This is a genomic window from uncultured Streptococcus sp. (genome assembly GCF_963456385.1).
In the GTDB taxonomy this organism is placed as follows: Bacteria; Bacillota; Bacilli; order Lactobacillales; family Streptococcaceae; genus Streptococcus.
In genome coordinates this window covers 33,083-57,805 of record NZ_CAUOLF010000005.1, presented here as the reverse complement: position 1 = coordinate 57,805, position 24,723 = coordinate 33,083, and the positions used below count along the sequence as shown (strand labels likewise).

Here is a 24,723-nt window from a genome sequence, read left to right as displayed (position 1 = left end):
TTCTGTTAATGCTTGCTGCGGAGTTTCTTTCTGATAGTGTAGGCAAGATTGGAGAGGTGATAGAGAGGATTAGTTGGCAGGTTGAACTCACCAGCAAATTCCTCAATGGTCGGATTGAACTTGGATTTAAAGCTATAGAGACCACCCTTGAGGTCGTTTTCGATTCCGCCCATATTTTGCCAATCAGCTCCGCGCTCAAAAGCATGTTTGGCCGTTTCGTACCAAGTGATAATGGCAGGCTGATAACGACGGTATTCCTCGTCCATTCCGGCATAGATATTTTCAGAGGTTTTGCCGTATTCCAAGACCAGTGTGCCAGACAGGGGAACGACAGTAGCACCTTGGCTGATTTTGTCCTGCAGGAAGTCAATCTCTTCCTGCAGACGATTCTGTTCTTGCTGGTTATTCTCAATCTTTCCGGGCTTAGTTTTCTCAGTAAATTTCTCTGATTCTTTAAGTGTCTTGGTCAGCTGCGTCTGCAAGTCTTCCAAGCGTGCCTTTAGATCAATGCTGGACAAGGTGATGTAGGAGTGATCAGGATAAGTATCCAAGAGTTTTTGGTAATAGTCTTTTCCACGCAGGTGGATGTTTTTTCTGTTTTCTGTCTTTTTCATCAAGTCTGAAAGGTCATCCAGTAATTCTGCTCCGCCAAATTGGATTTGAATGCCTTTGTTACGGGCTGTACGAATGGCCTGGCGAGTACTTTTAGAAAGCAGCTCTTCGCTGAAATCTTCTTTATGGATATTGGCCTGCAAGCGAGGTTGGATGGTTTCATCTAGAGACTCAGTCCGTCCGACCCAGACAGCTCCTGCCTGCTGCAGCTCTTGAATCAGCTTTACTGTCTCGGCTTTATCTTGCAATTCAGCGCCCATCTTGCTTTCTGCCAGAAAGAGGCTAGGATCAAACTTGACAAAGAGCGCTTTTTTCTCCTTGGCAAATTTCTTGAGCGACGCCAAAACAAAGGTCAGCAGCTCCTTGTCACCATAGTCCATTATAGGACCGCGAGGGATATAAAGCATGGTCATCCCCAAGAGCAGTGGTTTGATCAAGACACTGGCTGCAGCAACCAAGCGGTCGTCTTTATAGAAGCCCAAGCGCTCATTGGCCCAGTTATCCTTAATCTGAGCCCAGGCTGAGCTCTGCAGAAGATTGGCCTGTGGATGAGCCGTGACAAAATCGTCGTGTTCCTGAGCTGAAATTCCAATTTTGTAACTAAACATTATTTTAAAACCCACTCTCTAATGGCGTGTGCTACGCCGGATTCATCGTTCGATTTGGTGATATATTTGGCGATTTTCTTGAGTTCTTCCTTACCGTTTTCCATGACAACAGGAGAGCCGACAGCTTCCAGCATGGCGCGGTCGTTTTCTTCATCACCGATAGCCATGGTCTGCTCCTTGCTCAAGCCCAGTTTTTCAGCCAGATGGAGGATAGCAGCCCCTTTATTGACAGTCTTTTTGACAATTTCCAGATAGAAAGGAGCTGATTTAACCAGTGTATATTTTTCGGCTAATTCCGGTGGCAACTTGGCAATGGCCGCATCCAGAATTTCTGGCTCATCAATATACATGCACTTAACGATTTCTTTATTGGCCATTTCTTCAGGTGTGCGGTAGAAGATAGGCATGCTGACCAGATTGGACTCGTAAACAGTGTACTTACCGATGTTGCGATTGGCTGTATAAATGCCGTCCTTGGTGATGGCATGCATATGGACACCTAATTTTCGCCCAAGCAGTTCGATATCCAGATAGTCGTCATAGGTCAGTGTTTCTTTGATTAATTCTTGACCCGTAACAGTATCCTGCACCAGTCCGCCGTTGAAGGTAACGACGTAGTTATCTGGCTGATTAAGTTCTAGCTCCTCGAGGAGTTTTTTTACGCCTGCAATAGGTCGACCGGTTGCAATGACGATTTTAACGCCAGCAGCCTTGGCATCCTGAACAGCGCTGAAGACTTCAGGAGTGATTTCTTTTTGGTTGTTTAAAAGGGTACCGTCAATGTCAACGGCAACTAATTTGATAGACATATTATTCTCCGTAGGTAAATTGGTCGTTTTTGATATAGTGCATAAAAGTCTGGTTTTTTTCGCTGAAAAGTCCGGTCTCTGCCAGCATTTCCTTAGGGAAGTAGAAGCGATTATCGCCTTGTCTGGTCCCGGCTAGCGAATGAACGATAGGTGACAGGCTGGATAGTTCTGCTAAGCTGCCATCTTTTTGCAAGATTTCAATTTGAGTCCGAGGTTTTTCAACGTCAGGCCGGTAGAAATCATAAGGCAAATCAAAGTTACGATGAATAGCAGTATAGTAATCAGGGTCAAAACCAACCTGTCCAACTATGTCTCGCATGATATCCAAATGCGCTTCGTTTTCCTGAGAGAAGACGATAGACTTAAAGACCTTGCGGTTGATAAAACGCTGAGCCAAGTCTGATAAAATCTTGTCCGGACTAGTCATCCATACTTGGAAATAGGTATTCATGACCCCATCATCCAAGGCCAGATAATCCTGCAGGGTCACTCTGTTTTCAAAGAATGGAATGAGATTGGGCGATGACAGGGCAAAATAATCCTTCTGAGCCGGATAGAGAAACTTGGCCCGCTTGAGCAGATTTTGCAGCAGAACTTCCATAGCTCGGCTGGCCGGGTGGAAATAGACCTGCATGTACATCTGGTAGCGGCTGACTACGTAGTCTTCTACCGCATGCATGCCATTGCGCTTGAAGGCGATGCCGTTTTCTACAGGACAAATCACTCGTAAAATTCTAGTCAAGTCAAATTGTCCATAGGAAGCGCCAGTAAAAAAGGAATCTCGCAAGAGATAATCCATCCGGTCCACATCAATCTGGCTGGAAATCAGCTGGACCACCTGCTTATTGGGATAAGTATGGTTGATGACGCTAGCTACCTTTTCTGGGAAATCTGGTGAAACCTGCACCAGTACCTGATGAATCTCTGTTTCAGGACTGGTGATGATTTGCCGCGTTATGTCCTCGTGATTAGTATCAAAGAGGCGCTCGAAGGTGTGTGAATAAGCTCCGTGCCCCAAGTCATGCAGGAGAGCAGCTGTCATGGTCAGCAGACTTTCATGGCTGTCCCAGTTGGCTTGGTATTTTTCATTGAAAATCTTGGTGATGCGCCGAGCAATCTCGTAAGCTCCCAGACAATGCGAAAAACGGCTGTGCTCCCCGCCGTGGAAAGTATAGCCGGAGGTACCCAGCTGTTTGATGCGGCGCAGCCGTTGAAATTCTTTGGTATTGATTAAATCATAAATGACCTGATGGTCCACATGAACGTAATTGTGGACCGGGTCCCGAAATACTTTTTCAATCATGCTACCATTATACCACAAATCATAGTAGGAAAAAAATCAAAGCTGCGACTGAAAGAAGAGCAATTTTGTTCTTTTTTTGATAGAATAGGGAAAGAAAAACAGAAACGAGATGAAGATGCAAATCAGAATAAAAAATCACATCCAGCTGGACGGGCATACCGAGCTAATTAATCAGGTCTACGATACGGACTGGACGCAAAAAGGAGACTATCATTATCTGCTATACAAGAATGAAGAAGGAGAGAAAGTAGTTCTGAAGTTTCATGATAAAGAGTTGGTTATGACCCGCTTTTCTGAGCCCAAGTCCATCATGCGCTTCATCAGCCAGGGCCAGGGCCAGGCCTTGGTTGGCATCCATACACCTGTGGGCTTGCAGCAGTTTGTGATCGATACTCCTTTCTATAAGGTTGATTATACTAATCAAGTTCTGCAACTTCATTATCAGCTAAAAACTGTTGATGGGGAGCAGATTTTTGCCAGCTATGAGATGGAGATTAGCTGGGGTTAGCTGCTATCCTCCGAGAAAACTCTTGAAAATCATAATGTTTCCCCTTGCAAAAGCTTGAAAATTTGGTATAATAGTTTCTAACTCAAGGGAGTAGCTAACGGAATAACCGTTACAAGGTCGTCAATACGAAAGAAATTTCCGGCCTTGTATGAAATAGCGAGACTTGTTAATAAACAGGTCTCTTTTTTGTTTCTGACTTTTTGGATATGACTGATGCGGCTCGAGATGATGAGTCGTAGTGGTCAGAAAACTTCAGAAATAAAAGAGGCCAAGAGGAGGAATACATTGTCAAAAGAACAAAAGCGCCAAGCTTTTTACACCCAGAGTCCTGAGGAAATTTTCAAAACTTTGGACGCTTCAGAGCAAGGTTTATCCAGTCAAGAAGCAGCCAAGCGTTTAGCTGATTATGGCCGCAATGAACTGGATGAAGGGGAGAAAAAATCTCTCTTAATGAAGTTTTTGGAGCAGTTCAAGGATTTGATGATTATCATCTTGTTGGTAGCAGCGGTCTTGTCTGTTGTCACATCAGGTGGTGAAGATATTGCAGATGCTTTAATCATCTTAGCTGTAGTAATCATCAATGCCATCTTTGGTGTCTATCAGGAAGGCAAGGCTGAAGAAGCGATTGCGGCACTCAAATCTATGTCTAGCCCTGCTGCGCGTGTCCTGCGTGATGGCCATGTCACAGAAGTAGATTCTAAGGGGTTGGTACCTGGTGATATCGTTAGACTGGAAGCCGGGGACGTTGTCCCAGCAGATATGCGACTTTTGGAAGCTAATTCACTGAAAATCGAAGAAGCGGCTCTGACAGGTGAGTCTGTTCCAGTTGAGAAAGATTTGACTGTTGAGGTAGCTGCAGATGCTGGTATTGGCGACCGTGTGAATATGGCCTTCCAAAACTCAAATGTGACCTATGGTCGTGGGGTTGGGTTGGTTGTCAATACAGGGATGTATACTGAAGTCGGCCATATCGCAGGTATGTTGCAGGATGCGGATGAAACGGACACACCTCTTAAGCAAAATCTTAATAGTCTGTCTAAGGTTCTGACCTATGCTATCTTGGTGATTGCTGCAGTGACTTTTGTAGTCGGTGTCTTCATTCAAGGGAAAAATCCGCTGGATGAGCTGATGACATCTGTGGCCTTGGCTGTGGCGGCTATTCCAGAAGGTCTGCCTGCTATCGTTACTATCGTGCTGGCTTTGGGAACTCAGGTTCTGGCTAAGCGGAATTCAATTGTCCGCAAGCTTCCAGCTGTTGAGACTTTGGGATCAACCGAGATTATCGCTTCAGATAAGACCGGTACCCTGACCATGAATAAGATGACGGTCGAAAAAGTCTTTTACGACGGAGTCCTAAATGAAGCTGGACAAGATATTGAACTTGGACTGGAGCTGCCGCTCTTACGTTCGGTTGTCTTAGCCAATGATACCAAGATTGACCAAGAAGGGAAGCTAATTGGTGACCCAACAGAAACAGCCTTTATCCAGTATGCTTTGGACAAGGGCTATGATGTGAAGGCCTTTTTAGAGAAATATCCTCGAGTAGCTGAGCTGCCCTTTGATTCAGAACGTAAACTCATGTCTACTGTTCATCCATTGCCAGATGGGAAATTCCTTGTGGCAATAAAGGGAGCACCAGACCAACTCTTGAAACGCTGTGTTGCTCGTGATAAGGCTGGAGATGTTGCAGCGATTGATGACGCTACTTCACAGCTGATTAAGTCTAACAACTCAGACATGGCTCATCAAGCCTTGCGTGTTCTTGCAGGTGCCTACAAGATTATTGATGCAGTTCCGACTGACTTGACATCTGAAAATCTGGAAAATGATTTAATCTTTACTGGCTTAATCGGTATGATTGACCCAGAACGTGCAGAAGCAGCAGAAGCTGTTCGCGTAGCCAAGGAAGCAGGTATTCGTCCGATTATGATTACCGGTGACCATCAAGATACTGCTGAAGCTATCGCTAAGCGTTTGGGGATCATCGAAGAAGGAGATACTCAAGACCATGTCCTGACTGGTGCAGAGCTCAATGAGCTTTCTGATGCGGAATTCGAAAAGGTTGTTGGCCAATACTCTGTCTATGCCCGAGTTTCTCCTGAGCATAAGGTTCGGATTGTCAAAGCTTGGCAAAACCAAGGTAAGGTCGTAGCCATGACAGGTGATGGTGTTAATGATGCGCCAGCTCTGAAGACAGCTGATATCGGTATCGGTATGGGTATTACAGGTACAGAAGTATCTAAGGGTGCCTCTGACATGATTCTAGCAGATGATAACTTTGCGACAATCATTGTAGCCGTGGAAGAAGGGCGTAAGGTCTTCTCTAATATTCAAAAGACCATCCAGTATCTCCTTTCAGCTAATACAGCTGAGGTACTGACTATTTTCTTGGCAACCCTCTTTGGTTGGGATGTGCTGCAGCCAGTTCATCTGCTTTGGATTAATCTAGTAACGGATACCTTCCCAGCTATTGCTCTGGGAGTTGAGCCTGCTGAGCCAGGTGTCATGAGTCATAAGCCTCGCGGCCGTAAGTCTAGCTTCTTCTCAGGTGGAGTGATGAGCTCTATCATCTATCAGGGGGTCCTGCAAGGGGCTTTGGTTCTGGCGGTTTATGGTTATGCTATCTCTAATCCCGTCCATGCCGGTGATATCAAGGCTATCCATGCGGACGCTCTGACAATGGCCTTTGCAACGCTTGGCCTCATCCAGCTCTTCCATGCTTATAATGTAAAATCTGTTTACCAGTCTATATTTACAGTTGGTCCATTCAAGTCTAAGACCTTTAACTGGTCTATCCTGGTTTCTTTCATCCTATTGATTTCGACTATTGTAATTGATCCACTGGAAAAGATTTTCCATGTTACCAAGCTGGACTTGTCACAATGGACAGTTGTTCTGATTGGTAGCTTTGCCATGATTGTCATTGTTGAAATTGTTAAGTTCATCCAGCGTAAATTAGGTATGGACAAAAATGCTATTTAACAGCAAAAAGTCATCTGCGGATGGCTTTTTTGCGTACAAGGCGATATAATCAAATTCAAAGAAAGCAACTCGAAAGGACGGTGAAAGTATGTATCAAAACTTACGAAAGAAGTTGGAAGAGGCTTCTCCTTTATATTATGAGGAAGAAATCTTATGGTTACTGGATCGTATTGGTCATCCAGAAGCGACAATCCGTGATGAGTTAGTCTTTTCGTCCTTAGCGAGGGGACTTCAGGCTGACATATTTTCAGTTGAACAGTTTCGTTTCTTGGCTCAAGAAGCAGTCAAAAGACAAGGACTTTTTTACAAGAGTGATAAAAATGGTCAAGCTACCTTAACACGTTCCTTCACGGCTTTACTTTATGCCAATCTCTTAAACTGTGATGGTAATCCAAACTCTTCGTATTATCAGGCTTTATCAGTGCCAGGAAGAAAATATTTACTAGATAAGGGGCTAACCTACCTGTCAGTAGAAAGAGACACAAGGGGTTACTCCAGGAAATACGGTTGGGTTCATGCCTTCGCTCATGGAGCAGACTTATTGACAGAAGTGGCTTGTCATCAGGACTTTCCCTCCAGTAGGATGCCAGAGGTTTTAGAGGTCATTCATCAAGTTTTTAAAAGAGTTTCAGTCCGTTTCGGAAATGATGAGGATTGGCGCTTAGCCCAGGTGCTCTATCAAGCTGTCTTAAAAGAAAAACTGTCGCAGCATGAACTTAGACTGTGGCTTCAATCAAAGAGTTTTCCATTAGAAAGCAACCAAGATTTCATTGCTTTTTCCAATTTTCGCTCCTGCTTATTCGAAGTCTATGTGCAGTTGGACAGCAAAAAACAGCTCTCAGATGAGCTGAGAGCTGCTATTCAACATTTCCATTACTGAACTTCAATTACTGTTAAAGCATCTCGCAGTTCAGCTGCTAGGTGTTTTTTCTTGTAGTCTCGAAATTCGGCTAAATCTTTAACAGCATTATAACGCTTGTGCAGGCGGTACATCTGGGGGATCTTATACTGAGGAAAGTCATTAAAAAAGTTCCGAGTCAGTTCCCATTCGCGGATGTAGCCCAGAGGACGCATATGGTAGCGGACACCTTCGATAACACGGCTTTGGTGGCGGTGATGAAGATGGCCGAAAACGACTTCTTTCACCCTGTATTTGACAAAGAGCCGATGAAAAGCTTGACTTCCTAGGAAGGCGTTGAAGCGCTGGAAATAGGGATGATCGTATAGAAAGTCTTGATGGGGGACAAAATGCAGAGCAACAATAATGGGACCATCTAAAGTCGCCAACAGTTTTTCTAACTCTTGCAACGTCTGAGCTGTAATGCTAGGATCGTCGAGTTGACGCGCCAATCTGCGGTCAAACCAGAAATTGGTCTTTGTTCTCAGATGCTCTTCCTTGCTTTTTTCTGGAGCAAAGCTGTAATCGTACCAGCCAGAAAAGCTGACGAGCTTGGTCCGACCGAACTGCTGGACCTGAAAATCATAGTTTGAAATTTCTTGCTCAGAAAGTCCCAGCATATCGTGGTTTCCCAGATTAAAAGAAAGGGGAATCTCTTGCTTCAAAGTTTCAAGAAAGGGCAAACTAATCTTGGTCAGGTCGTTGGATAAATCTCCAGCAATGTGTAGGTGGTCAATCCCTTCCTCTTTTAAAAGCTGGCAAAGAGCTTGGCGCTCAAAATTTCCAAACTGGTTGGAGTCCAGATGGAGATCGCTCATAAATCCGATTCTTGTCATGGTTTTAGTCTAGCATATTTTTCAAAACTTGGAAATGCTTAAGCACCTATGGAGAGTCTCCCTTTTATCTGAACACCTCATAAATTTTCGTAATTTTGTATTTCGTTTATCCATGAATGAAGTCTAGGAAGTCTTGAAATAATTCTTCCAAGCCCATGTCATTATATTACTTTTCTAACAATTAGGTGACAAGGAGTCGCTTGTCTTGCCTAGCTAGGGAAAATCCGATAAAATGTAAGCTGCTGAATGTGAGATTAGGCAAACTGTTTAATTTATGTTATAATTAAACGATATGTGAAAAGAGGTATTTATGGACATTTCAGAAATTCGTCAAAAGATTGACGCAAATCGTGAAAAATTAGCTTCTTTCAGGGGGTCTCTTTGACTTAGAAGGTCTGGAAGAAGAAATTGCCATCTTAGAAAATAAGATGACAGAACCCGACTTTTGGGATGACAATATTGCAGCCCAGAAGACATCTCAAGAGCTGAATGAACTCAAGCAAACCTATGAAAATTTCCATCAGATGACCGAGCTTTTTGATGAATCGGAAATCTTGCTTGATTTTCTGGCTGAAGATGAGTCGGTTCAGGGAGAGTTGGAAGAAAAGCTGGACGAACTCGAGAAAATGATGACCGGCTATGAAATGACCCTGCTCCTATCTGAGCCTTATGACAATAACAATGCTATCCTTGAAATTCACCCGGGCTCTGGTGGTACAGAGGCCCAGGATTGGGGAGATATGCTGCTGCGTATGTATACACGCTTTGGCAATGCAAAGGGCTTCAAAGTAGAGGTCTTGGACTATCAAGCTGGTGATGAAGCGGGAATTAAGTCAGTGACTCTTTCATTTGAAGGGCCGTATGCATACGGTCTGCTCAAGTCAGAAATGGGAGTCCACCGTTTGGTTCGGATTTCGCCATTTGACTCAGCTAAGCGTCGCCATACTTCCTTTACCTCAGTAGAGGTCATGCCAGAGCTGGATGACACCATTGAGGTGGAAATTCGCGATGACGATATTAAGATGGACACTTTCCGCTCGGGAGGAGCCGGCGGACAGAACGTCAATAAAGTTTCTACTGGTGTGCGGCTGACGCATATTCCTACAGGAATCGTGGTGCAGTCTACGGTTGACCGGACTCAGTATGGAAACCGTGATCGAGCGATGAAGATGCTGCAGGCCAAGCTTTATCAGCTAGAGCAAGAGAAACAAGCAGCCGAAGTCGATTCACTCAAGGGAGATAAGAAGGAAATTTCCTGGGGAAGCCAAATCCGCTCCTATGTCTTTACGCCTTATACCATGGTCAAAGACCATCGGACCAGTTACGAAGTAGCACAGGTGGACAAGGTTATGGACGGAGATTTGGATGGTTTCATCGACGCTTATTTGAAATGGCGTTTGAACTAGGAAATGTAAGAGATTAGAATTAGATTGAAAGGAAATTTCAATAGATGTCAATAATTGAAATGAAAGATGTTGTCAAGAAGTATGGCAACGGGACCACTGCTCTGCGTAGTGTGTCTATTAATGTAGAACCTGGGGAGTTTGCCTATATTGTAGGTCCTTCAGGAGCAGGAAAGTCAACCTTTATTCGTTTGCTTTACAGGGAGATAAAGCTGGATAAGGGAAGTCTGAAAGTAGCTGATTTCGACTTAGCCAAGATTAAGAAGCGCGATGTTCCAATGCTGCGCCGTCAGGTCGGGGTCGTCTTCCAAGACTACAAACTTCTTCCTAAAAAGACAGTGTATGAGAATATTGCCTACGCCATGGAAGTTATCGGTGAACGCCGCCGCAATATTAAAAAGCGAGTTATGGAAGTGCTGGACCTAGTTGGTCTTAAGCACAAGGTTCGCTCATTCCCTAATGAGCTTTCCGGTGGCGAGCAGCAGCGGATTGCCATTGCGCGTGCGATTGCCAACAACCCAAAAGTCCTGATTGCGGATGAGCCGACAGGAAACTTGGACCCAGATAATTCTTGGGAGATTATGAACCTGCTGGAGCGGATTAACCTTCAGGGAACAACTGTCCTGATGGCAACCCACAACAGCCAGATTGTAAATACTCTGCGTCACCGCGTTATTGCTATTGAAAATGGCCGTGTGGTACGTGATGAAGCGGAAGGAGAATACGGATACGATGATTAGAAGATTTTTTCGTCATTTGATTGAGTCGCTTAAGAGTCTTACGCGGAATGGTTGGATGACTGTAGCGGCTGTCAGCTCGGTTATGATTACCTTGAGCTTAGTGGCTGTCTTTGCTTCAGTAATTTTAAATACAGCTAAGCTGGCAAATGATATTTCCAATAATGTCCGCGTTATGGTATACATGCGTAAGGATGTTGCCGATAATAGCGAAACGATTGTAAAAGAAGGCCAAACAGTTCAGAATGAGGACTACCACAAGGTTTATGATGCTCTGACTTCTATGAAAAATGTAGAGAAGGTTACTTTTTCTAGCAAGCAAGAGCAGTATAATAAGCTAACAGAGACCATGGGTAGTGAGTGGGATGTTTTTGATGAAGAAAATAATCCTCTTTACGATGCTTATATTGTTGAGACCAAGGCACCTAAGTATGTAGAATCTGTTACAAAAGATGCTCGTAAGATTGATGGTGTTTCAGAGGTTCAAAATGGTGGTACCAATACCAAAAATCTCTTTGCGTTTTCTAATTTCATCCAAACATGGGGATTGATTGGGACAGCGCTTCTGATTTTCATTGCTATCCTTCTCATTTCCAATACTATTCGGATTACCATTATTTCCCGAAGTCGCGAGATTCAAATCATGCGCTTGGTTGGTGCCAAGAATAGCTATATCCGCGGACCATTCCTGTTTGAAGGAGCATGGATTGGCTTGCTAGGAGCAACAGTTCCGTCACTTGTAGTATATTTGACATATGGTATAGCCTTCCAGACTATGAACAAGAGCTTGGTAGGTCAAGGGCTTTCTATGATTGATCCGAAACTCTTTGGTCCGATTATGATTGCAGTACTCTTTGTATTGGGAATTCTTATCGGATCATTGGGATCTATCATCTCTATGAGACGCTTCTTGAAGATTTAACAAATCATAAAAAACAGAGTTTGAAGATTTTCAAACTCTGTTTTTGTTATAGGTAATTGCTTTAATAGCTACTGAGCTAAAAATGGATTAAAGACTTTTTCATGTGAAATAGTGGTATCATGACCATGACCAGGATAAACAACGTAGTCTTTGGGGAGAACCAGAAGTTTCTTACGAATTGACGTCAGTAATTGCTCCATGTTTCCTGTAGGAAGATCCGTTCGTCCGATGCTTTCCTGAAAGAGGGCATCACCCGTCAAAACAAGGCGGTCATCAGGAAAGACTAGAGAGACACCTCCGATGGAGTGGCCAGGTGTTGCAAGCGCATAGAAGTGAAAGCCTCCAAGAGTATAGTCTGTCTCGTAGGAGAAAACCTCCTCTGCTGGTCGACAGATAATATCATCCATATCAGCATGGCGCGCCAGACCAGATAGGTTATCTGTCGGTGTGTAGAGCCAGCTGCTTTCACTCTCAGCCACATAGACAGATGGGGCAGCATAGTGCTCCCGGACCTTTTCTAAACTCATAATGTGGTCATAATGGGTATGGGTCAAGAGTATAGCAATCACAGGCTTGGCGAGTTCTTCCAACTTGCGCTTAATCTTTTTCCAGTCACTGCCAGGATCGACGACTAGGAGGCCCTGATTATTTTCTAAGATATAGGTATTTTCAAAAGCTACAAGGTTGATAATTTTATGAATTTTCATCTGATTTCCTCGGAAAATGTATTCTGCTATTGAGTGTAACAGAAAAGCGCTTTTTTTGCACAGAATTGCTTTCTAGGCTAGGGCTGAAAATTTTCAGATGTCTCAGAAAGGCTTTTATGATATAATCGTAGCAGTATGACACAAAATGATTATAAGTATGCCGTTGTGGACTTGGAAGCTACAGGAACGGGCAGCAGTGCAAAGATTATCCAGATTGGTATTGTTCTGATTGAGAATGGAAGCATTATCAAGACTTATGAAACAGATGTCAATCCTCATGAGGATCTGGATGAGCATATCAAAGAGCTGACAGGTTTGGATGATGAGCGGCTGAGCCAAGCCCCAGAGTTTTCACAGGTAGCGGCTGAAGTATATGAGCTGATTCAGGATGCGATTTTTGTCGCTCATAATGTCAAGTTTGACGCTAATCTACTAGCTGAAGCCCTTTTCTGGGAAGGGTTTGACTTGCTGACACCGCGTGTGGACACGGTAGAGCTGGCTCAGGTCTTCTACCCGACCTTTGATAAATATTCCTTGGGCAATCTCTGTGATCTGCTGGATATTTCTCTGGAAAACGCCCACACTGCTCTGGCAGATGCTCAAGCAACGGCTCAGCTATTTTTAAAAATACAAGACAAAATCAAGAGTCTTCCCAAGGCCTTGGTTGAGAAAATGTTAATGTTGGCGGACAGCATTATCTATGAGTCGCGCCTTACTATCGAGGAAGTTTATCAGACGATGCCGGATCAGCAAGATAAGGAACTGCAATCCTGCCATGGTATTTTCCTGCGACGTCTCCAAAAGCTGACTTCGGAAAAGAAAATGTCGCAGGATTTCCTCACCAATCTATACCTGCTGGGCTTAGAAGAGCGGCCAGAACAGCTCAAGTTTGCTCGCTTTATGGAGGAAGCTCTGGACCAGCAGGAGGCTAGTTTTTTAGAGGCGCAGACAGGCTTAGGTAAGACCTTTGGCTACTTGCTGCCTATTCTATCTAGAGGTCAAGAAAAAGTACTAGTGACGGTTCCGACTAAGTTCCTGCAGGACCAGCTGCTGCAAAAGGAAGGACAGTTGTTGGAGGAAGTATTTGGGATTTCCTTTCACACTCTCAAGAGTCCGGAGAATTATCTCAAACTGGACCATTTCTATCAGACACTGGATAGAGAATATGACAACCGTTTGGTTAATCGCTGCAAGCTGCAACTCTTGGTCTGGCTGACAGAAACCAAAACAGGTGATTTGAATGAAATCGGGCAGGCTCATCGCTTCTCAAGCTACTTCAATGAAATCCGTCATGATGGCAAGCTAAGCAAGCATTCTCTTTTTTATGAGGAAGATTTTTGGCGGCTGGGACAGGTCAAGTCAGCTACCAGTCGAGTCGTGATTACCAATCATGCTTACCTACTGACGCGTTTAGAGGATGACCAGTCTTTGCTGGACAATCGCATTCTGGTAGTTGATGAAGCTCAGAAGATGTTTTTCGCCTTGGAAAGCTTTTCTCAGTCCAGTATAAATTTAACTAAAACGCTGCAGCAGATAAATCATCTCCTTCAAGAAGAAGGGGAACTTTTGCAGCAACGGCTTTTGCAAAGCATTCAGTTTGAGCTAGCTGATGCCGCAGAGAAGCATCGCAAGAAAGCATCTGAGCTAAGTCCGGAAAAGATTGCCCGACTGCTTCAGGATGTGTCTGAGTTAAAGACTAGTGCACTGCCTGAGCTGCAGCACTTGTTCAGTGGCAAATACCAGTATTATTGGTTGGTTGATGAAGATTTGGCAGACCATCGCTTGATGACTCTGCATGCTGGCCGTTCAGAATTACTGCATTTCACAGACTTTTTACCTGAAAGGGCTAAGGTTATCTTGGTGTCATCTACTCTGGAAATCAGCTCTAAGGTCAATCTGGCGCAGTTACTAGGCTTTGAAAGTTATCACTTTTACAAGCTGAAAAGCAAGAAGAAGCCGCTGCAGAAGCTCTTTTTAGATGAGAGTTTTCCAGCAGTAGTGGATTTGTCAACTGAGGATTTTGCTCGAGAGATTGTTGCGAGTCTGCAAGAAGTGGCGGAACTCGGTCTGCCTATCGTCGTTCTCTTCACCTCTAAAGACTTGCTTTTGACTGTTTCGGACTTGCTGGCTCTGCCGCATTTGGCCCAATATAAAAATGGCGATGCTGGCAATATCAAGCGGCGTTTTGATAGAGGAGAGGCAGGTATTCTTTTAGGCTCTGGCAGCTTCTGGGAGGGAGCTGATTTTGCTGAGCAAGACCAGATTATTCAGCTGATTACGCGGATTCCATTTGACAATCCCAAGGATTTCTTTGTGCAGAAGATTAACAGTCGCCTGAAAGCGGAAGGTAAGAATGCCTTTTATGATTATCAACTGCCTCTTGCTATCTTACGGCTTAAGCAGGCCATTGGCCGGACCCGACGTAATGAACATCAGAAGTCAGCTGTTATTTTTTTGGACAACCGAATCTCTAGCAAACGCTATGGCAAGCAGATTCAGCATCATCTGTCACAATTGGCTTCTTTGGATATTCTGCCGGAGGCAGCCATTATGCAGGAGTTACGAGACTTTTTTGACTGAAACTATCTGAAATCAGCTGAGTTTTATCGGCTGATTTTTTAAATTCATTCAGATTTTTAGGATAAAATTTGTTATAATGAGAGGCATAGGAAAGAAGGGGTGTTCGTGAAAAAATATTTACCAGGAATTCTGTTATCCTTTGGCATAGCAGCTGTTTCTATCTTTTTAGGCAGCTTGCTTCCCTTGATAGGCTCTAGTGTTTTGGCTATTGTCTTTGGGATTGTTTTGAATAACAGCATGAAGCTGCCAGCTGTTTTTCAGGAAGGACTCAGCTATTCGGGGAAGAAATTGCTGCAGTATTCCATCATCTTTTTGGGATTTTCCATGTCTATAGGTCAAGTTTCTGAGACGGGGCTTTCTTCTCTTCGTATCAGTCTTATCACGATTCTGATAGCCTTTCTGGCTGCCTATTTGGCTGGCCGTTTCTTTAAAATGAACCGCGTCTTGACTATTTTAATCGGTTTTGGAACAGCTATCTGCGGCGGCTCTGCCATTGCGGCCGCCTCACCAATCTTGGAAGCTGATGAAGAAGAAATCGCCTTGTCCATCTCCACTATTTTCTTTTTCAATATTTTAGCAGTATTCATTTTCCCTTTTTTAGGGCATTTGCTGCAGATGTCGGATGCCTTTTTCGGGACTTGGGCTGGAACAGCTATCAATGATACTTCGTCAGTAGTGGCAGCAGGCTATACATATAGCTTGTCAGCTGGGGACTTGGCGACCATTGTTAAGCTTAGTCGGGCTCTGATGATTGTACCGGCCTGCTTGATCTTCGCAGCTTATCGCTATATCAAGTCTAAGAAGTCGTCACAAAAGACAAACTTGAAACAGATTTTTCCTTGGTTTATAGCTTGGTTTGTACTAGCCTCACTTGTCAGCAGTCTTGGATTTCTGCCGGCTGCTATCATTCCTTATACAAAATTCATTTCTCAGTGGCTGATGGCTATGGCCTTGGCAGCTATTGGCGCGAAGGTTTCCTTTAAGCAGTTTAAGCAAGCAGGAGCAGCGCCTTTGCTGACTGGTGCCTTTGCTTGGTTCTGCGTCGCTGTTTCTAGCTTGATTATCCAGTATTTTTTCTAAAAAGGAGGGACTATGCCCTATCAAAGACGGACCTTTGAGTCTCGGATTGATTATAGTTTAATTTTGCCCGTTTTGATGCTGCTCTCAATAGGAGTTGTAGCTATTTACATTGCTGTTAGTCATGATTATCCTGACAACGCCTGGCCCATGGTTGGTCAGCAAATCGCCTGGATTGCGGTGGGCTTCCTGCTCAGCTTTATCCTCATGTTTTTTAACACCAAGTTTCTCTGGAAAATCACCCCTTATCTCTATGTTTTTGGTCTTGGCCTCATGGTCTTGCCTCTGATTTTTTACAGTGAATCTCTGGTAGCCTCCACAGGGGCCAAAAACTGGATTGCTATTCGTGGGGTGACCCTCTTTCAGCCCTCGGAGTTCATGAAGATTTCTTACATCCTCATGCTGTCACGGCTGGTGGTCCATTTTCTCCAGCAGCATAAGCAGGATGAGCGAACCTTGGCTTTAGACTTTTTTCTGATTCTGAAGCTTGGGCTCTACACAGTGCCTGTTCTGGTCTTGTTAACCCTTCAGAGTGATTTGGGAACAGCTCTGGTTTTTGTTGCTATATACGGCGGCATCATTCTACTGTCAGGTGTTTCTTGGAAGATTATTCTGCCGGTCTTTCTGACGGGAGTCTTGCTGTTGGGAGGATTTCTCTTTATCTTTATTTCCGATGGCGGTCGTGCCTTTCTGCATAATCTAGGCATGCCGACTTACCAGATCAATCGGATTTTGGCTTGGCTTCATCCTTTTGACTACGCTCAGACGACCACCTTCCAGCAAGCACAGGGACAAATCGCTGTCGGAAGCGGCGGTCTGACTGGTCAAGGCTTTAATGTCTCTAATCTCTTGGTTCCTGTTCGGGAAAGCGATATGATTTTCACCGTTATTGCAGAAGATTTTGGCTTTTTGGGCTCAACCTTGGTTATCATGCTCTATTTACTGCTGATTTATCGCATGCTCAAGATTACGATTAAATCCAACAACCAGTTTTATACCTATATCTCAACTGGCTTTATCATGATGCTGCTCTTCCATATCTTTGAAAATATTGGAGCGGTGACAGGGATTCTGCCTCTGACAGGGATTCCGCTGCCCTTTATTTCACAGGGTGGTTCTTCCATCATCAGTAATCTTATCGGTGTTGGTCTCCTGCTGTCCGTCTCCTATCAGAACAGCCTGACGGATGAAAAGAAGGAGCGAATTCCAGCTGTCCGAAAAAAAGTCGTACTGAAGAAATTAAAATAAACATAAAGTAAGTTTTTGACTCACAAATCAGATGCGATTTTGTGACTGGCTCATCTCAGAAAGGATATTTTTATGAAAAAAGCAGCTTTACTCTTAGCTCCCGGCTTTGAAGAAATAGAGGCCTTGACAGTTGTGGATGTCTTGCGCCGTGCAGGTCTTGTCTGTGATATGATTGGTTTTGATGAATCAGTGACTGGGTCTCATGCCATCACTGTTCAAGCGGATCAGGTCTGGAAGGGCCGACTGGATGACTACGATATGGTTATTTTGCCAGGGGGGATGCCAGGATCGGCCAATCTTCGTGACGATGACAGCCTGATGCAGCTTTTGCAGGACTTTCAGCAGGCGGACAAATTCATCGCTGCCATTTGTGCCGCACCCATTGCTCTTGACCGCGCAGGTATCTTGACTGGTAAGTATTTCACTTGCTATGATGGTGCTCAAGACAATATTAAAAATGGAACTTACCGTAAAGAAACAGTTCTTGCTGATGGGAAGCTGATTACTAGCCGTGGTCCATCGACTGCATTGGCTTTCGCCTATGAGCTGGTTCGTCAGCTGGGAGGAGATGCTGACCAGTTGGCTGATGCCATGCTTTATACAGATGTATTTGAGAACTAAAGAAGATGCTGGGATTCAAACTATGTCCCAGCTTTTTTGAACCCTTATTCATCTTTGTCGTCCTCTATATGGAACGGGTTCAGAGATGTTGGAATGGACGAAATTAGCAGCCATTTTTAAATTTTAGATTCTTTGAGATATTTTGTTTAGAAAAAGGGTTGAAAAAAGTCGGAAAAGTGCTGGATTCAGGCAAATATTAGCCCCTTTTTCATGAAAATTATGGTATAATGAAAGGTATGAATTATCAAGATTACATCTGGGATTTAGGTGGAACACTCTTGGATAATTATGAAACTTCGACGGCGGCTTTTGTTCAAACCCTGAAAGAGTACGGTCTGCAAGCTGATCATGACGAAGTTTATAAGGCCCTCAAGGTGTCTACGGACTATGCTGTCCAGCAGTTTGCTCCCCAAGAAAAAGACTTTTTAAGGTTTTATAAGGCCAATGAAGCAGAAGAGTTGACTCACCCTGTCTTATTTGACGGTGCGGCAGACTTGCTTAGGCGGATTGTGGCCAAGGGTGGGCGGAACTTTCTGGTCTCCCACCGGGACAACCAAGTACTGGAAATCTTGGAGAAAACTGCCATTTCATCAGCTTTTACAGAAGTGGTGACAGCTGCAAATGATTTTCCAAGGAAACCCTCTCCAGACTCCATGCTCTATCTAAAAGACAAGTATCAGATTGCCTCTGGCTTGGTCATTGGTGACCGTCCGCTGGATATTGAAGCAGGGCAGGCAGCTGGCTTTGACACCTATCTCTTTGATAATATGCAGCATCTTGAAGAATTTGTAGATATTGATTAGAAAAGGAACACTATGACAGAAGAAAAGCAACAAGATATACAGGCCCAAGAATATGATGCCAGTCAGATTCAGGTCTTAGAAGGCCTAGAAGCCGTTCGTATGCGTCCAGGGATGTATATCGGTTCGACCTCCAAGGAAGGTCTGCACCATTTAGTATGGGAAATTGTTGACAACTCGATTGATGAGGCGCTGGCTGGTTTTGCCAGCCACATTCAAGTCTTTATCGAAAAAGACAATTCCATCACAGTAGTGGACAACGGTCGGGGAATTCCCGTTGATATTCAGGAGAAAACAGGCCGTCCAGCAGTTGAAACCGTCTTTACTGTTCTCCATGCTGGAGGAAAATTCGGCGGTGGCGGATACAAGGTATCAGGGGGGCTGCACGGTGTGGGTTCTTCCGTTGTAAATGCCCTGTCCACTCAGCTGGATGTCCGCGTTTATAAGAACGGTCAGATTCATTACCAAGAATACAGTCGCGGTCAAGTAGTCGCTGATCTAGAAATCATCGGTGAGACAGACCGTACTGGTACGACAGTTCACTTCACGCCGGATCCAGAGATTTTCACTGAAACAGTAGAATTTGACTTTGAAAAGCTCAATAAGCGGGTGCAGGAACTGGCCTTCCTCAATCGTGGCCTCAGAATTTCCATCACCGATAAGCGAGACGGAATGGAGCAGGTCAAGGATTACCACTATGAGGGTGGGATTGCCAGCTATGTACAATACATCAATGAAAATAAGGATGTAATCTTTGAAACGCCGATTTATACCGACGGCGAAATGGACGACATTACGGTTGAAGTAGCTATACAGTATACGACTGGCTACCATGAAACAGTCATGAGCTTTGCCAATAACATCCACACCCACGAGGGTGGAACGCATGAGCAAGGCTTCCGGACAGCCCTGACACGGGTTATCAATGACTATGCCAAGAAAAACAAGCTTCTCAAAGAAAACGAGGACAATCTGACTGGGGAAGATGTGCGTGAGGGACTGACAGCGGTCATCTCTGTCAAGCACCCTAACCCTCAGTTTGAAGGTCAGACCAAGACCAAGCTGGGCAATAGCGAAGTGGTCAAGATTACCAATCGCCTCTTCAGCGAAGCTTTCTCAGATTTCCTTTTGGAAAATCCTGCGGTGGCTCGCAAAATCGTTGAAAAGGGAATTTTGGCTTCTAAGGCCCGAATTGCTGCCAAGCGAGCTCGGGAAGTAACCCGCAAGAAGTCTGGCTTGGAAATCTCCAATCTGCCAGGGAAATTGGCTGACTGCTCGTCTAACGACCCTCAGGAAACGGAACTTTTCATTGTGGAGGGGGATTCAGCGGGTGGTTCAGCTAAGTCTGGCCGTAATCGTGAATTCCAGGCCATTCTGCCAATTCGCGGTAAGATTCTCAACGTTGAAAAAGCCAGCATGGACAAGATATTGGCCAATGAAGAAATCCGCAGTCTCTTTACTGCTATGGGAACTGGTTTTGGAGCTGACTTTGATGTCAGCAAGGCCCGCTACCAAAAATTAGTCATCATGACCGATGCCGATGTAGACGGTGCTCACATTCGGACTCTGCTCTTGACTTTGATTTACCGTTATATGAAGCCGGTTCTGGAAGCTGGATTTGTTTATATCGCTCAACCGCCAATCTATGGTGTCAAGGTCGGAAGTGAAGTCAAAGAATACATCCAGCCAGGTGCCAACCAAGAAGAAGAGCTTCAAGCTGCTTTGGCTCGCTACAGTGAAGGTCGCTCCAAGCCAACTATTCAGCGCTATAAAGGGCTTGGAGAGATGGATGACCATCAGCTGTGGGAGACAACTATGAATCCTGAACATCGCTTGATGGCACGGGTTTCAGTGGATGATGCAGCGGAAGCTGACAAGATTTTTGACATGCTGATGGGGGATCGCGTTGAACCTCGTCGTGAATTTATCGAAGAAAATGCTGTATACAGTACGCTCGACGTCTAAAAAAATCAGAAAAATCAACCATTATGGGCAAAAATATGATATAATCATTATGTTTGCTTTATAGTAACAATGTGAAGGAGTTCTATATGTCTATTGGACTAGTTATTCTCGTTGCTGTGGTAGCTCTGCTTTTGGTTGTCGGCTATGGTACTGCAGTTCTGATGAGAAAGAGAAATGAAGCTTTACTTCAAAATTTGGAGGAGAGAAAAGAAGCACTCTATAATCTCCCGGTAAATGATGAAGTTGAAGAAGTAAAAAATATGCATTTGATTGGGCAGAGTCAGGTAGCCTTCCGTGAATGGAATCAAAAATGGGTAGACCTGTCCTTAAATTCATTTGCTGATATCGAAAATAATCTATTTGAAGCAGAAGGTTACAATAATTCTTTCCGTTTCATAAAAGCCAAGCATGCCATTGGCAATATTGAGAGTCAGATTGATTTGATTGACGAAGATATCAAGATGATTCGTGCTGCCTTGGAAGATCTTAAAGAACAAGAGTCTAAGAACAGCGGTCGTGTACTCCATGCCCTGGATTTGTTTGAAAAACTGCAAACCCAGGTGGCGGAGAATGCTGACTCGTATGGGCAAGCCCTAGCTGAGATTGAGAAACAGCTGGAAAATATCCAGTCAGAATTTTCTCAGTTTGTGACTCTTAATTCTTCGGGTGACCCGGTTGAAGCGGCTGAAATCTTGGACAAGGCAGAGGATCATATTCTTGCTCTGACGCATATCGTTGAGAAAGTTCCTGCTATTGTTGAAGAGTTGACTGTGAAACTGCCAGATCAGTTGGAAGACTTAGAATCTGGTCATCGTAAGCTTTTGGAATCTGGTTATCACTTTATCGAAACAGATATAGAGTCTCGTTTCCAACAGCTCCATGCAAGCCTCAAACGCAACGAAGCTAATATTTCAGCTCTAGAGCTGGATAATGCTGAGTATGAAAATGAGCAGGCGCAAGAAGAGATTAACGCTCTCTATGAAATTTTTACGCGGGAAATTGAAGCCCACAAAGTAGTGGAGAAGCTGATTAAAAACTTGCCTAGCTATCTGGCTCATACAAAGGAAAACAACCAGCAACTCCAAAAAGAGATAGAACGTTTATCTCAAACCTTCCTTATCTCTGATACAGAAACTTCTCATGTCAAGGAGTTGCAGGCCGAGCTTTCTGCCCAGGAAGATGTGGTACTTAGCGCGGTAGAAGATTCTTCTGAAACCAAACAAGCTTATTCAGTGGTTCAGGAAGAGTTGGAAGCTATCCAAGAGCGTTTGAAAGAAATCGAAGATGAGCAGATTTCTCTTGGTGAAGCATTGGCAGAGATTGAAAAAGATGATGCCAACGCTCGCCAGAAAGTCAATATCTATGCTAACAAATTGCATACCATTAAGAGATATATGGAAAAACGCAATTTGCCAGGTATTCCAGACTCTTTCTTAGAAATTTTCTTCTCAACCAGCAATAATATTGAAGAGTTGGTGAAGGAATTGGAAGCTACACGAGTCAATATTGAATCAGTTAACCGTTGGCTGGAAATTCTAGGAAATGATATGGAGCAATTGGAAGAAGAAACCTATCGTATCGTCCAAGATGCTACATTGACCGAGCAGCTGCTGCAGTATTCAAACCGCTATCGTTCCTTTGATGATAACGTACAAGCAGCTTTCAACAAGTCCTTGTATGTCTTTGAACACGACTACGACTATTCTCAATCCTTGGAAATCATTTCAAAAGCTTTGGATCTTGTCGAGCCAGGTGTGACAGAACGCTTTGTGACATCCTACGAAAAAACACGCGAGAATATTCGTTTTTAAAAGAAGTTCCTTCGGGAGCTTCTTTTTCCATTCTCAGCAAAAAGGCTCTTATGTTATAATAGAGGGACAAATGAAAGCGGAAAGTCTATAAAAGAAATGAAAAAGATTAAAAAATATATTACTTTCATTATTCTTGGAGGTGTAGCCGTTTTATCGATAACATTGATAAATGGCTGGCGTTTGGATGATTACACTGTCCCAAAAAACAGAACAAGAGAACAGTATGATTTTGAAGGTACATTTGAACAAATGTTTAAATTTTTAGAACAAGAGAAAAAGGATTTTACTGGACTAAAGGGTTACATAAGTCATGTTTATATAGAGCATGGAGACGAAGTCAAAAAATATTCAGTGGATTTAGATATTACTCAAGCTGATATTAAGGGTGATTACACAATAACAATCGGTGATAAAGAAGAGACTGTTCCTGTTACTTATTCTAATGGTAAACTAAATTATAGCTCAGAGATAAGTCCTTTATTTGATGAAGAGATTCTTAACTTAGTTGTTCAAAGAAATTATTTTGAATCCTTAGATGTGAAAGAGACTTTTAAGAGTGCAGAAACAGAGCTTCGTGATATTATCTACAAACCAGAAAATCAATCTGAACTCTTTAAATATCTCAAAAATAAGTATAATATGCCAGAGGATACTACCTGTCGAATAAGATTAGATCACTCTAGTGGAACAATCTATGGAATTTCAATACTAATGGAATCTAAGGATGAGGCTGTTCAAATAGATTTAACTATATTTAAACAATAGGGAGGATAATCAATGAATGAAATTGAAAAAAGTAATCGTCGAGTTGAAATGTCTGATTAGGTAGGGAGCAAAGAATGAAAAAACAGAACTGGTTATTAGGGATAGTGATAGCAGGGCTGCTCCTATTTTTTGTCGCATCACTACATGGATGTGATTTTGGCGGCGAAACTATTCCAAAAAACAGAACAAGAGAACAGTATTATTTTGAAGGCACATTTGAACCAATGTTTAAATTTTTGGAGCAAGAAAAGAAGGATTTTACGGAGATTGAAACTTACTCTCCGTCATTGACTATAATTGACTCAAATGGTGAAATGACAACATATGACATTTTTTTAAAGCTCCAAGCTGGTTCTGGTAAAGGTACATATACCATCAGCAAAGGGAAGTATAAGAAAGATGGTCAAGAAGTTGGTGTGACTTATACTGATGGGAAATTGCAATACGAGGGAGAATTGGAGCCACCATTTGATGAAGAAATATTCAATCTTTTATTTGACAGGAGCTATTTTGAAGCGCTTGAAGTTAAAGAAACCTTTAAGAGTGCAGAAACTGAATTGAGTGACATTATTTATAAAGCTGAAAATCAGTCAGTATTATACAAAAAAATAGTGGAAAAATATAATCTACCATCGGACTCGAAACTTTCGGTTAGTCTTAGTCATGCGTACTATAATAGATATGATGCCTTATTAAATTTTGAATCCAAGCAAAAGGTGATACAAATCAGTACAGCAATTTATTTAGTTAAAAGGAAGTGAATTTATGAATCCAATTGAAAAAAGTAACCGCCGAGTTAAAATGTCAGCTGTTTTATCTGCTGCTATAGATGTCAATAGAAAAGGAGTCAAGAGATGGATAAAGTTAAAGGTCTCTTAGTCATGGATGTAGACAGCACCTTAATCATGGAAGAGGGGATTGACCTGCTAGGTGAGGAAGCGGGTGTAGGAGCTCAGGTTGCGGCTATTACCGAGCGTGCCATGCGCGGAGAGTTGGACTTTGAAGCTGCCTTACGTGAGCGTGTTGCACTTTTAAAAGGCCTGCCAGAGGATATTTTTGCTCAAATTGCTGAAAGGATCCACTTCACTCCGGGAGCCGAGGAACTGGTCGATGAGCTGCATAAACGTGGCTATAAAGTAGGCTTGGTGTCGGGTGGTTTTCATGAAACGGTGGACAGACTGGCTGAGCAGCTTGGAATTGACTACGTCAAGGCAAATCGTTTGGAAATCCAGCAAGGCATTTTGACAGGCCAAGTCTTAGGAGAGATTGTCACTAAGGAGACCAAGCTTGCCATGCTAAAAGCATGGGCGGCTGAAAATAAGTTGGAATTAAATCAAACAATTGCTATGGGGGACGGCGCCAATGATCTGCCCATGATTCAGGCGGCAGGGATAGGAATTGCCTTTATGGCCAAGCCAATCGTGCGAGAGCAGGCACCTTATCGGATTGATGTTCCTGATTTATCTCAGGTGCTGGAGATTTTGGATACTTTTAAAAGAATTTTATAATAGTTTTTAATTTTTTCTGATAT

General features: G+C 43.5%; 21 protein-coding genes. 16 read left to right on the top strand and 5 right to left on the bottom strand.

What is annotated here, in order from left to right; translation table 11 throughout:
* Positions 1 to 5: 5 nt before the first annotated feature.
* Genes RP262_RS03170 through RP262_RS03160 form a run of 3 tightly spaced genes read right to left on the bottom strand, consistent with a single transcriptional unit; the run spans position 6 to position 3,332 of the window.
* On the bottom strand, positions 6 to 1,220 hold the full coding sequence (locus tag RP262_RS03170) for an aminoacyltransferase (RefSeq protein ID WP_311154287.1): 1,215 nt from the start codon (positions 1,218 to 1,220) through the stop codon (positions 6 to 8).
* The gene (gene yidA / locus RP262_RS03165; RefSeq protein WP_311154286.1) at positions 1,220 to 2,029 is read right to left on the bottom strand and encodes a sugar-phosphatase; all 810 of its coding nucleotides are present in this window, start codon (positions 2,027 to 2,029) and stop codon (positions 1,220 to 1,222) included. The genes RP262_RS03170 and yidA overlap by 1 nt, the downstream gene beginning before the upstream one ends.
* A 1-nt stretch (position 2,030) precedes the next feature.
* Positions 2,031 to 3,332 (bottom strand): HD domain-containing protein, encoded by a 1,302-nt coding sequence (locus RP262_RS03160; protein WP_311154285.1) that lies wholly within the window; start codon positions 3,330 to 3,332, stop codon positions 2,031 to 2,033.
* Positions 3,333 to 3,447: 115 nt separating this feature from the next.
* On the opposite strand from RP262_RS03160, the gene RP262_RS03155 reads away from it, so the two are divergent.
* The 3 genes from RP262_RS03155 (at position 3,448) to RP262_RS03145 (ending at position 7,702) form a co-directional block, all read left to right on the top strand.
* Positions 3,448 to 3,840, top strand: a complete 393-nt coding sequence (locus RP262_RS03155; protein WP_311154284.1) for a DUF1934 domain-containing protein — start codon at positions 3,448 to 3,450, stop codon at positions 3,838 to 3,840.
* A 285-nt stretch (positions 3,841 to 4,125) separates the two neighbouring features.
* Positions 4,126 to 6,822, top strand: a complete 2,697-nt coding sequence (locus tag RP262_RS03150) for a cation-translocating P-type ATPase (RefSeq protein ID WP_311154283.1) — start codon at positions 4,126 to 4,128, stop codon at positions 6,820 to 6,822.
* An 88-nt stretch (positions 6,823 to 6,910) separates the two neighbouring features.
* Positions 6,911 to 7,702, top strand: a complete 792-nt coding sequence (locus tag RP262_RS03145) for a DUF2785 domain-containing protein (protein ID WP_311154282.1) — start codon at positions 6,911 to 6,913, stop codon at positions 7,700 to 7,702.
* Here the strand turns inward: RP262_RS03145 and RP262_RS03140 are convergent.
* Entirely contained in the window at positions 7,696 to 8,556 is an 861-nt protein-coding gene (locus tag RP262_RS03140; RefSeq protein ID WP_311154281.1) for a metallophosphoesterase, read from the bottom strand. The two genes, RP262_RS03145 and RP262_RS03140, sit on opposite strands and share 7 nt — an antisense overlap.
* Before the next feature lie 310 nt (positions 8,557 to 8,866).
* Between RP262_RS03140 and prfB the strand changes: the two genes are divergently transcribed.
* The 3 genes from prfB to ftsX all read left to right on the top strand — a co-directional run bounded on the left by prfB (position 8,867) and on the right by ftsX (position 11,618).
* Positions 8,867 to 9,962, top strand: a protein-coding gene (gene prfB / locus RP262_RS03135) for a peptide chain release factor 2 (protein WP_268688407.1) whose coding sequence is annotated in 2 segments (ribosomal slippage) — positions 8,867 to 8,938 and positions 8,940 to 9,962 — 1,095 coding nt in all. Because the reading frame shifts where the segments join, the coding sequence is not laid out codon by codon here.
* Positions 9,963 to 10,006: 44 nt separating this feature from the next.
* Positions 10,007 to 10,699, top strand: coding sequence for a cell division ATP-binding protein FtsE (ftsE, locus tag RP262_RS03130; RefSeq protein ID WP_002895890.1), 693 nt, complete (start codon positions 10,007 to 10,009; stop codon positions 10,697 to 10,699).
* Positions 10,692 to 11,618, top strand: coding sequence for a permease-like cell division protein FtsX (gene ftsX, locus RP262_RS03125; protein WP_311154280.1), 927 nt, complete (start codon positions 10,692 to 10,694; stop codon positions 11,616 to 11,618). Before ftsE ends, ftsX begins: the two co-directional genes overlap by 8 nt.
* Before the next feature lie 68 nt (positions 11,619 to 11,686).
* Here the strand turns inward: ftsX and RP262_RS03120 are convergent, their stop codons facing one another.
* Complete coding sequence (locus RP262_RS03120) at positions 11,687 to 12,325, bottom strand: MBL fold metallo-hydrolase (RefSeq protein WP_311154279.1); 639 nt, start codon at positions 12,323 to 12,325, stop codon at positions 11,687 to 11,689.
* A gap of 135 nt (positions 12,326 to 12,460) precedes the next feature.
* Between RP262_RS03120 and RP262_RS03115 the strand changes: the two genes are divergently transcribed.
* The 10 genes from RP262_RS03115 to serB all read left to right on the top strand — a co-directional run bounded on the left by RP262_RS03115 (position 12,461) and on the right by serB (position 24,700).
* Complete coding sequence (locus RP262_RS03115) at positions 12,461 to 14,905, top strand: bifunctional DnaQ family exonuclease/ATP-dependent helicase (protein ID WP_311154278.1); 2,445 nt, start codon at positions 12,461 to 12,463, stop codon at positions 14,903 to 14,905.
* A gap of 99 nt (positions 14,906 to 15,004) precedes the next feature.
* On the top strand, positions 15,005 to 15,985 hold the full coding sequence (locus tag RP262_RS03110) for a YeiH family protein (protein WP_311154277.1): 981 nt from the start codon (positions 15,005 to 15,007) through the stop codon (positions 15,983 to 15,985).
* A gap of 12 nt (positions 15,986 to 15,997) precedes the next feature.
* Complete coding sequence (locus tag RP262_RS03105) at positions 15,998 to 17,230, top strand: FtsW/RodA/SpoVE family cell cycle protein (RefSeq protein WP_002906844.1); 1,233 nt, start codon at positions 15,998 to 16,000, stop codon at positions 17,228 to 17,230.
* A 72-nt stretch (positions 17,231 to 17,302) separates the two neighbouring features.
* Complete coding sequence (locus RP262_RS03100) at positions 17,303 to 17,851, top strand: DJ-1 family glyoxalase III (protein WP_311154276.1); 549 nt, start codon at positions 17,303 to 17,305, stop codon at positions 17,849 to 17,851.
* A gap of 236 nt (positions 17,852 to 18,087) precedes the next feature.
* On the top strand, positions 18,088 to 18,654 hold the full coding sequence (locus RP262_RS03095; protein WP_311154275.1) for an HAD-IA family hydrolase: 567 nt from the start codon (positions 18,088 to 18,090) through the stop codon (positions 18,652 to 18,654).
* Between the two features lie 12 nt (positions 18,655 to 18,666).
* Complete coding sequence (gene gyrB / locus RP262_RS03090) at positions 18,667 to 20,616, top strand: DNA topoisomerase (ATP-hydrolyzing) subunit B (RefSeq protein WP_311154274.1); 1,950 nt, start codon at positions 18,667 to 18,669, stop codon at positions 20,614 to 20,616.
* A gap of 86 nt (positions 20,617 to 20,702) precedes the next feature.
* Positions 20,703 to 22,427 (top strand): septation ring formation regulator EzrA, encoded by a 1,725-nt coding sequence (gene ezrA / locus RP262_RS03085; RefSeq protein WP_311154273.1) that lies wholly within the window; start codon positions 20,703 to 20,705, stop codon positions 22,425 to 22,427.
* Positions 22,428 to 22,523: 96 nt separating this feature from the next.
* Complete coding sequence (locus RP262_RS03080) at positions 22,524 to 23,192, top strand: hypothetical protein (RefSeq protein ID WP_311154272.1); 669 nt, start codon at positions 22,524 to 22,526, stop codon at positions 23,190 to 23,192.
* 74 nt (positions 23,193 to 23,266) lie between these two features.
* The gene (locus RP262_RS03075; RefSeq protein ID WP_311154271.1) at positions 23,267 to 23,953 is read left to right on the top strand and encodes a hypothetical protein; all 687 of its coding nucleotides are present in this window, start codon (positions 23,267 to 23,269) and stop codon (positions 23,951 to 23,953) included.
* A gap of 93 nt (positions 23,954 to 24,046) precedes the next feature.
* On the top strand, positions 24,047 to 24,700 hold the full coding sequence (gene serB, locus RP262_RS03070; protein ID WP_311154270.1) for a phosphoserine phosphatase SerB: 654 nt from the start codon (positions 24,047 to 24,049) through the stop codon (positions 24,698 to 24,700).
* Positions 24,701 to 24,723 lie beyond the last annotated feature (23 nt).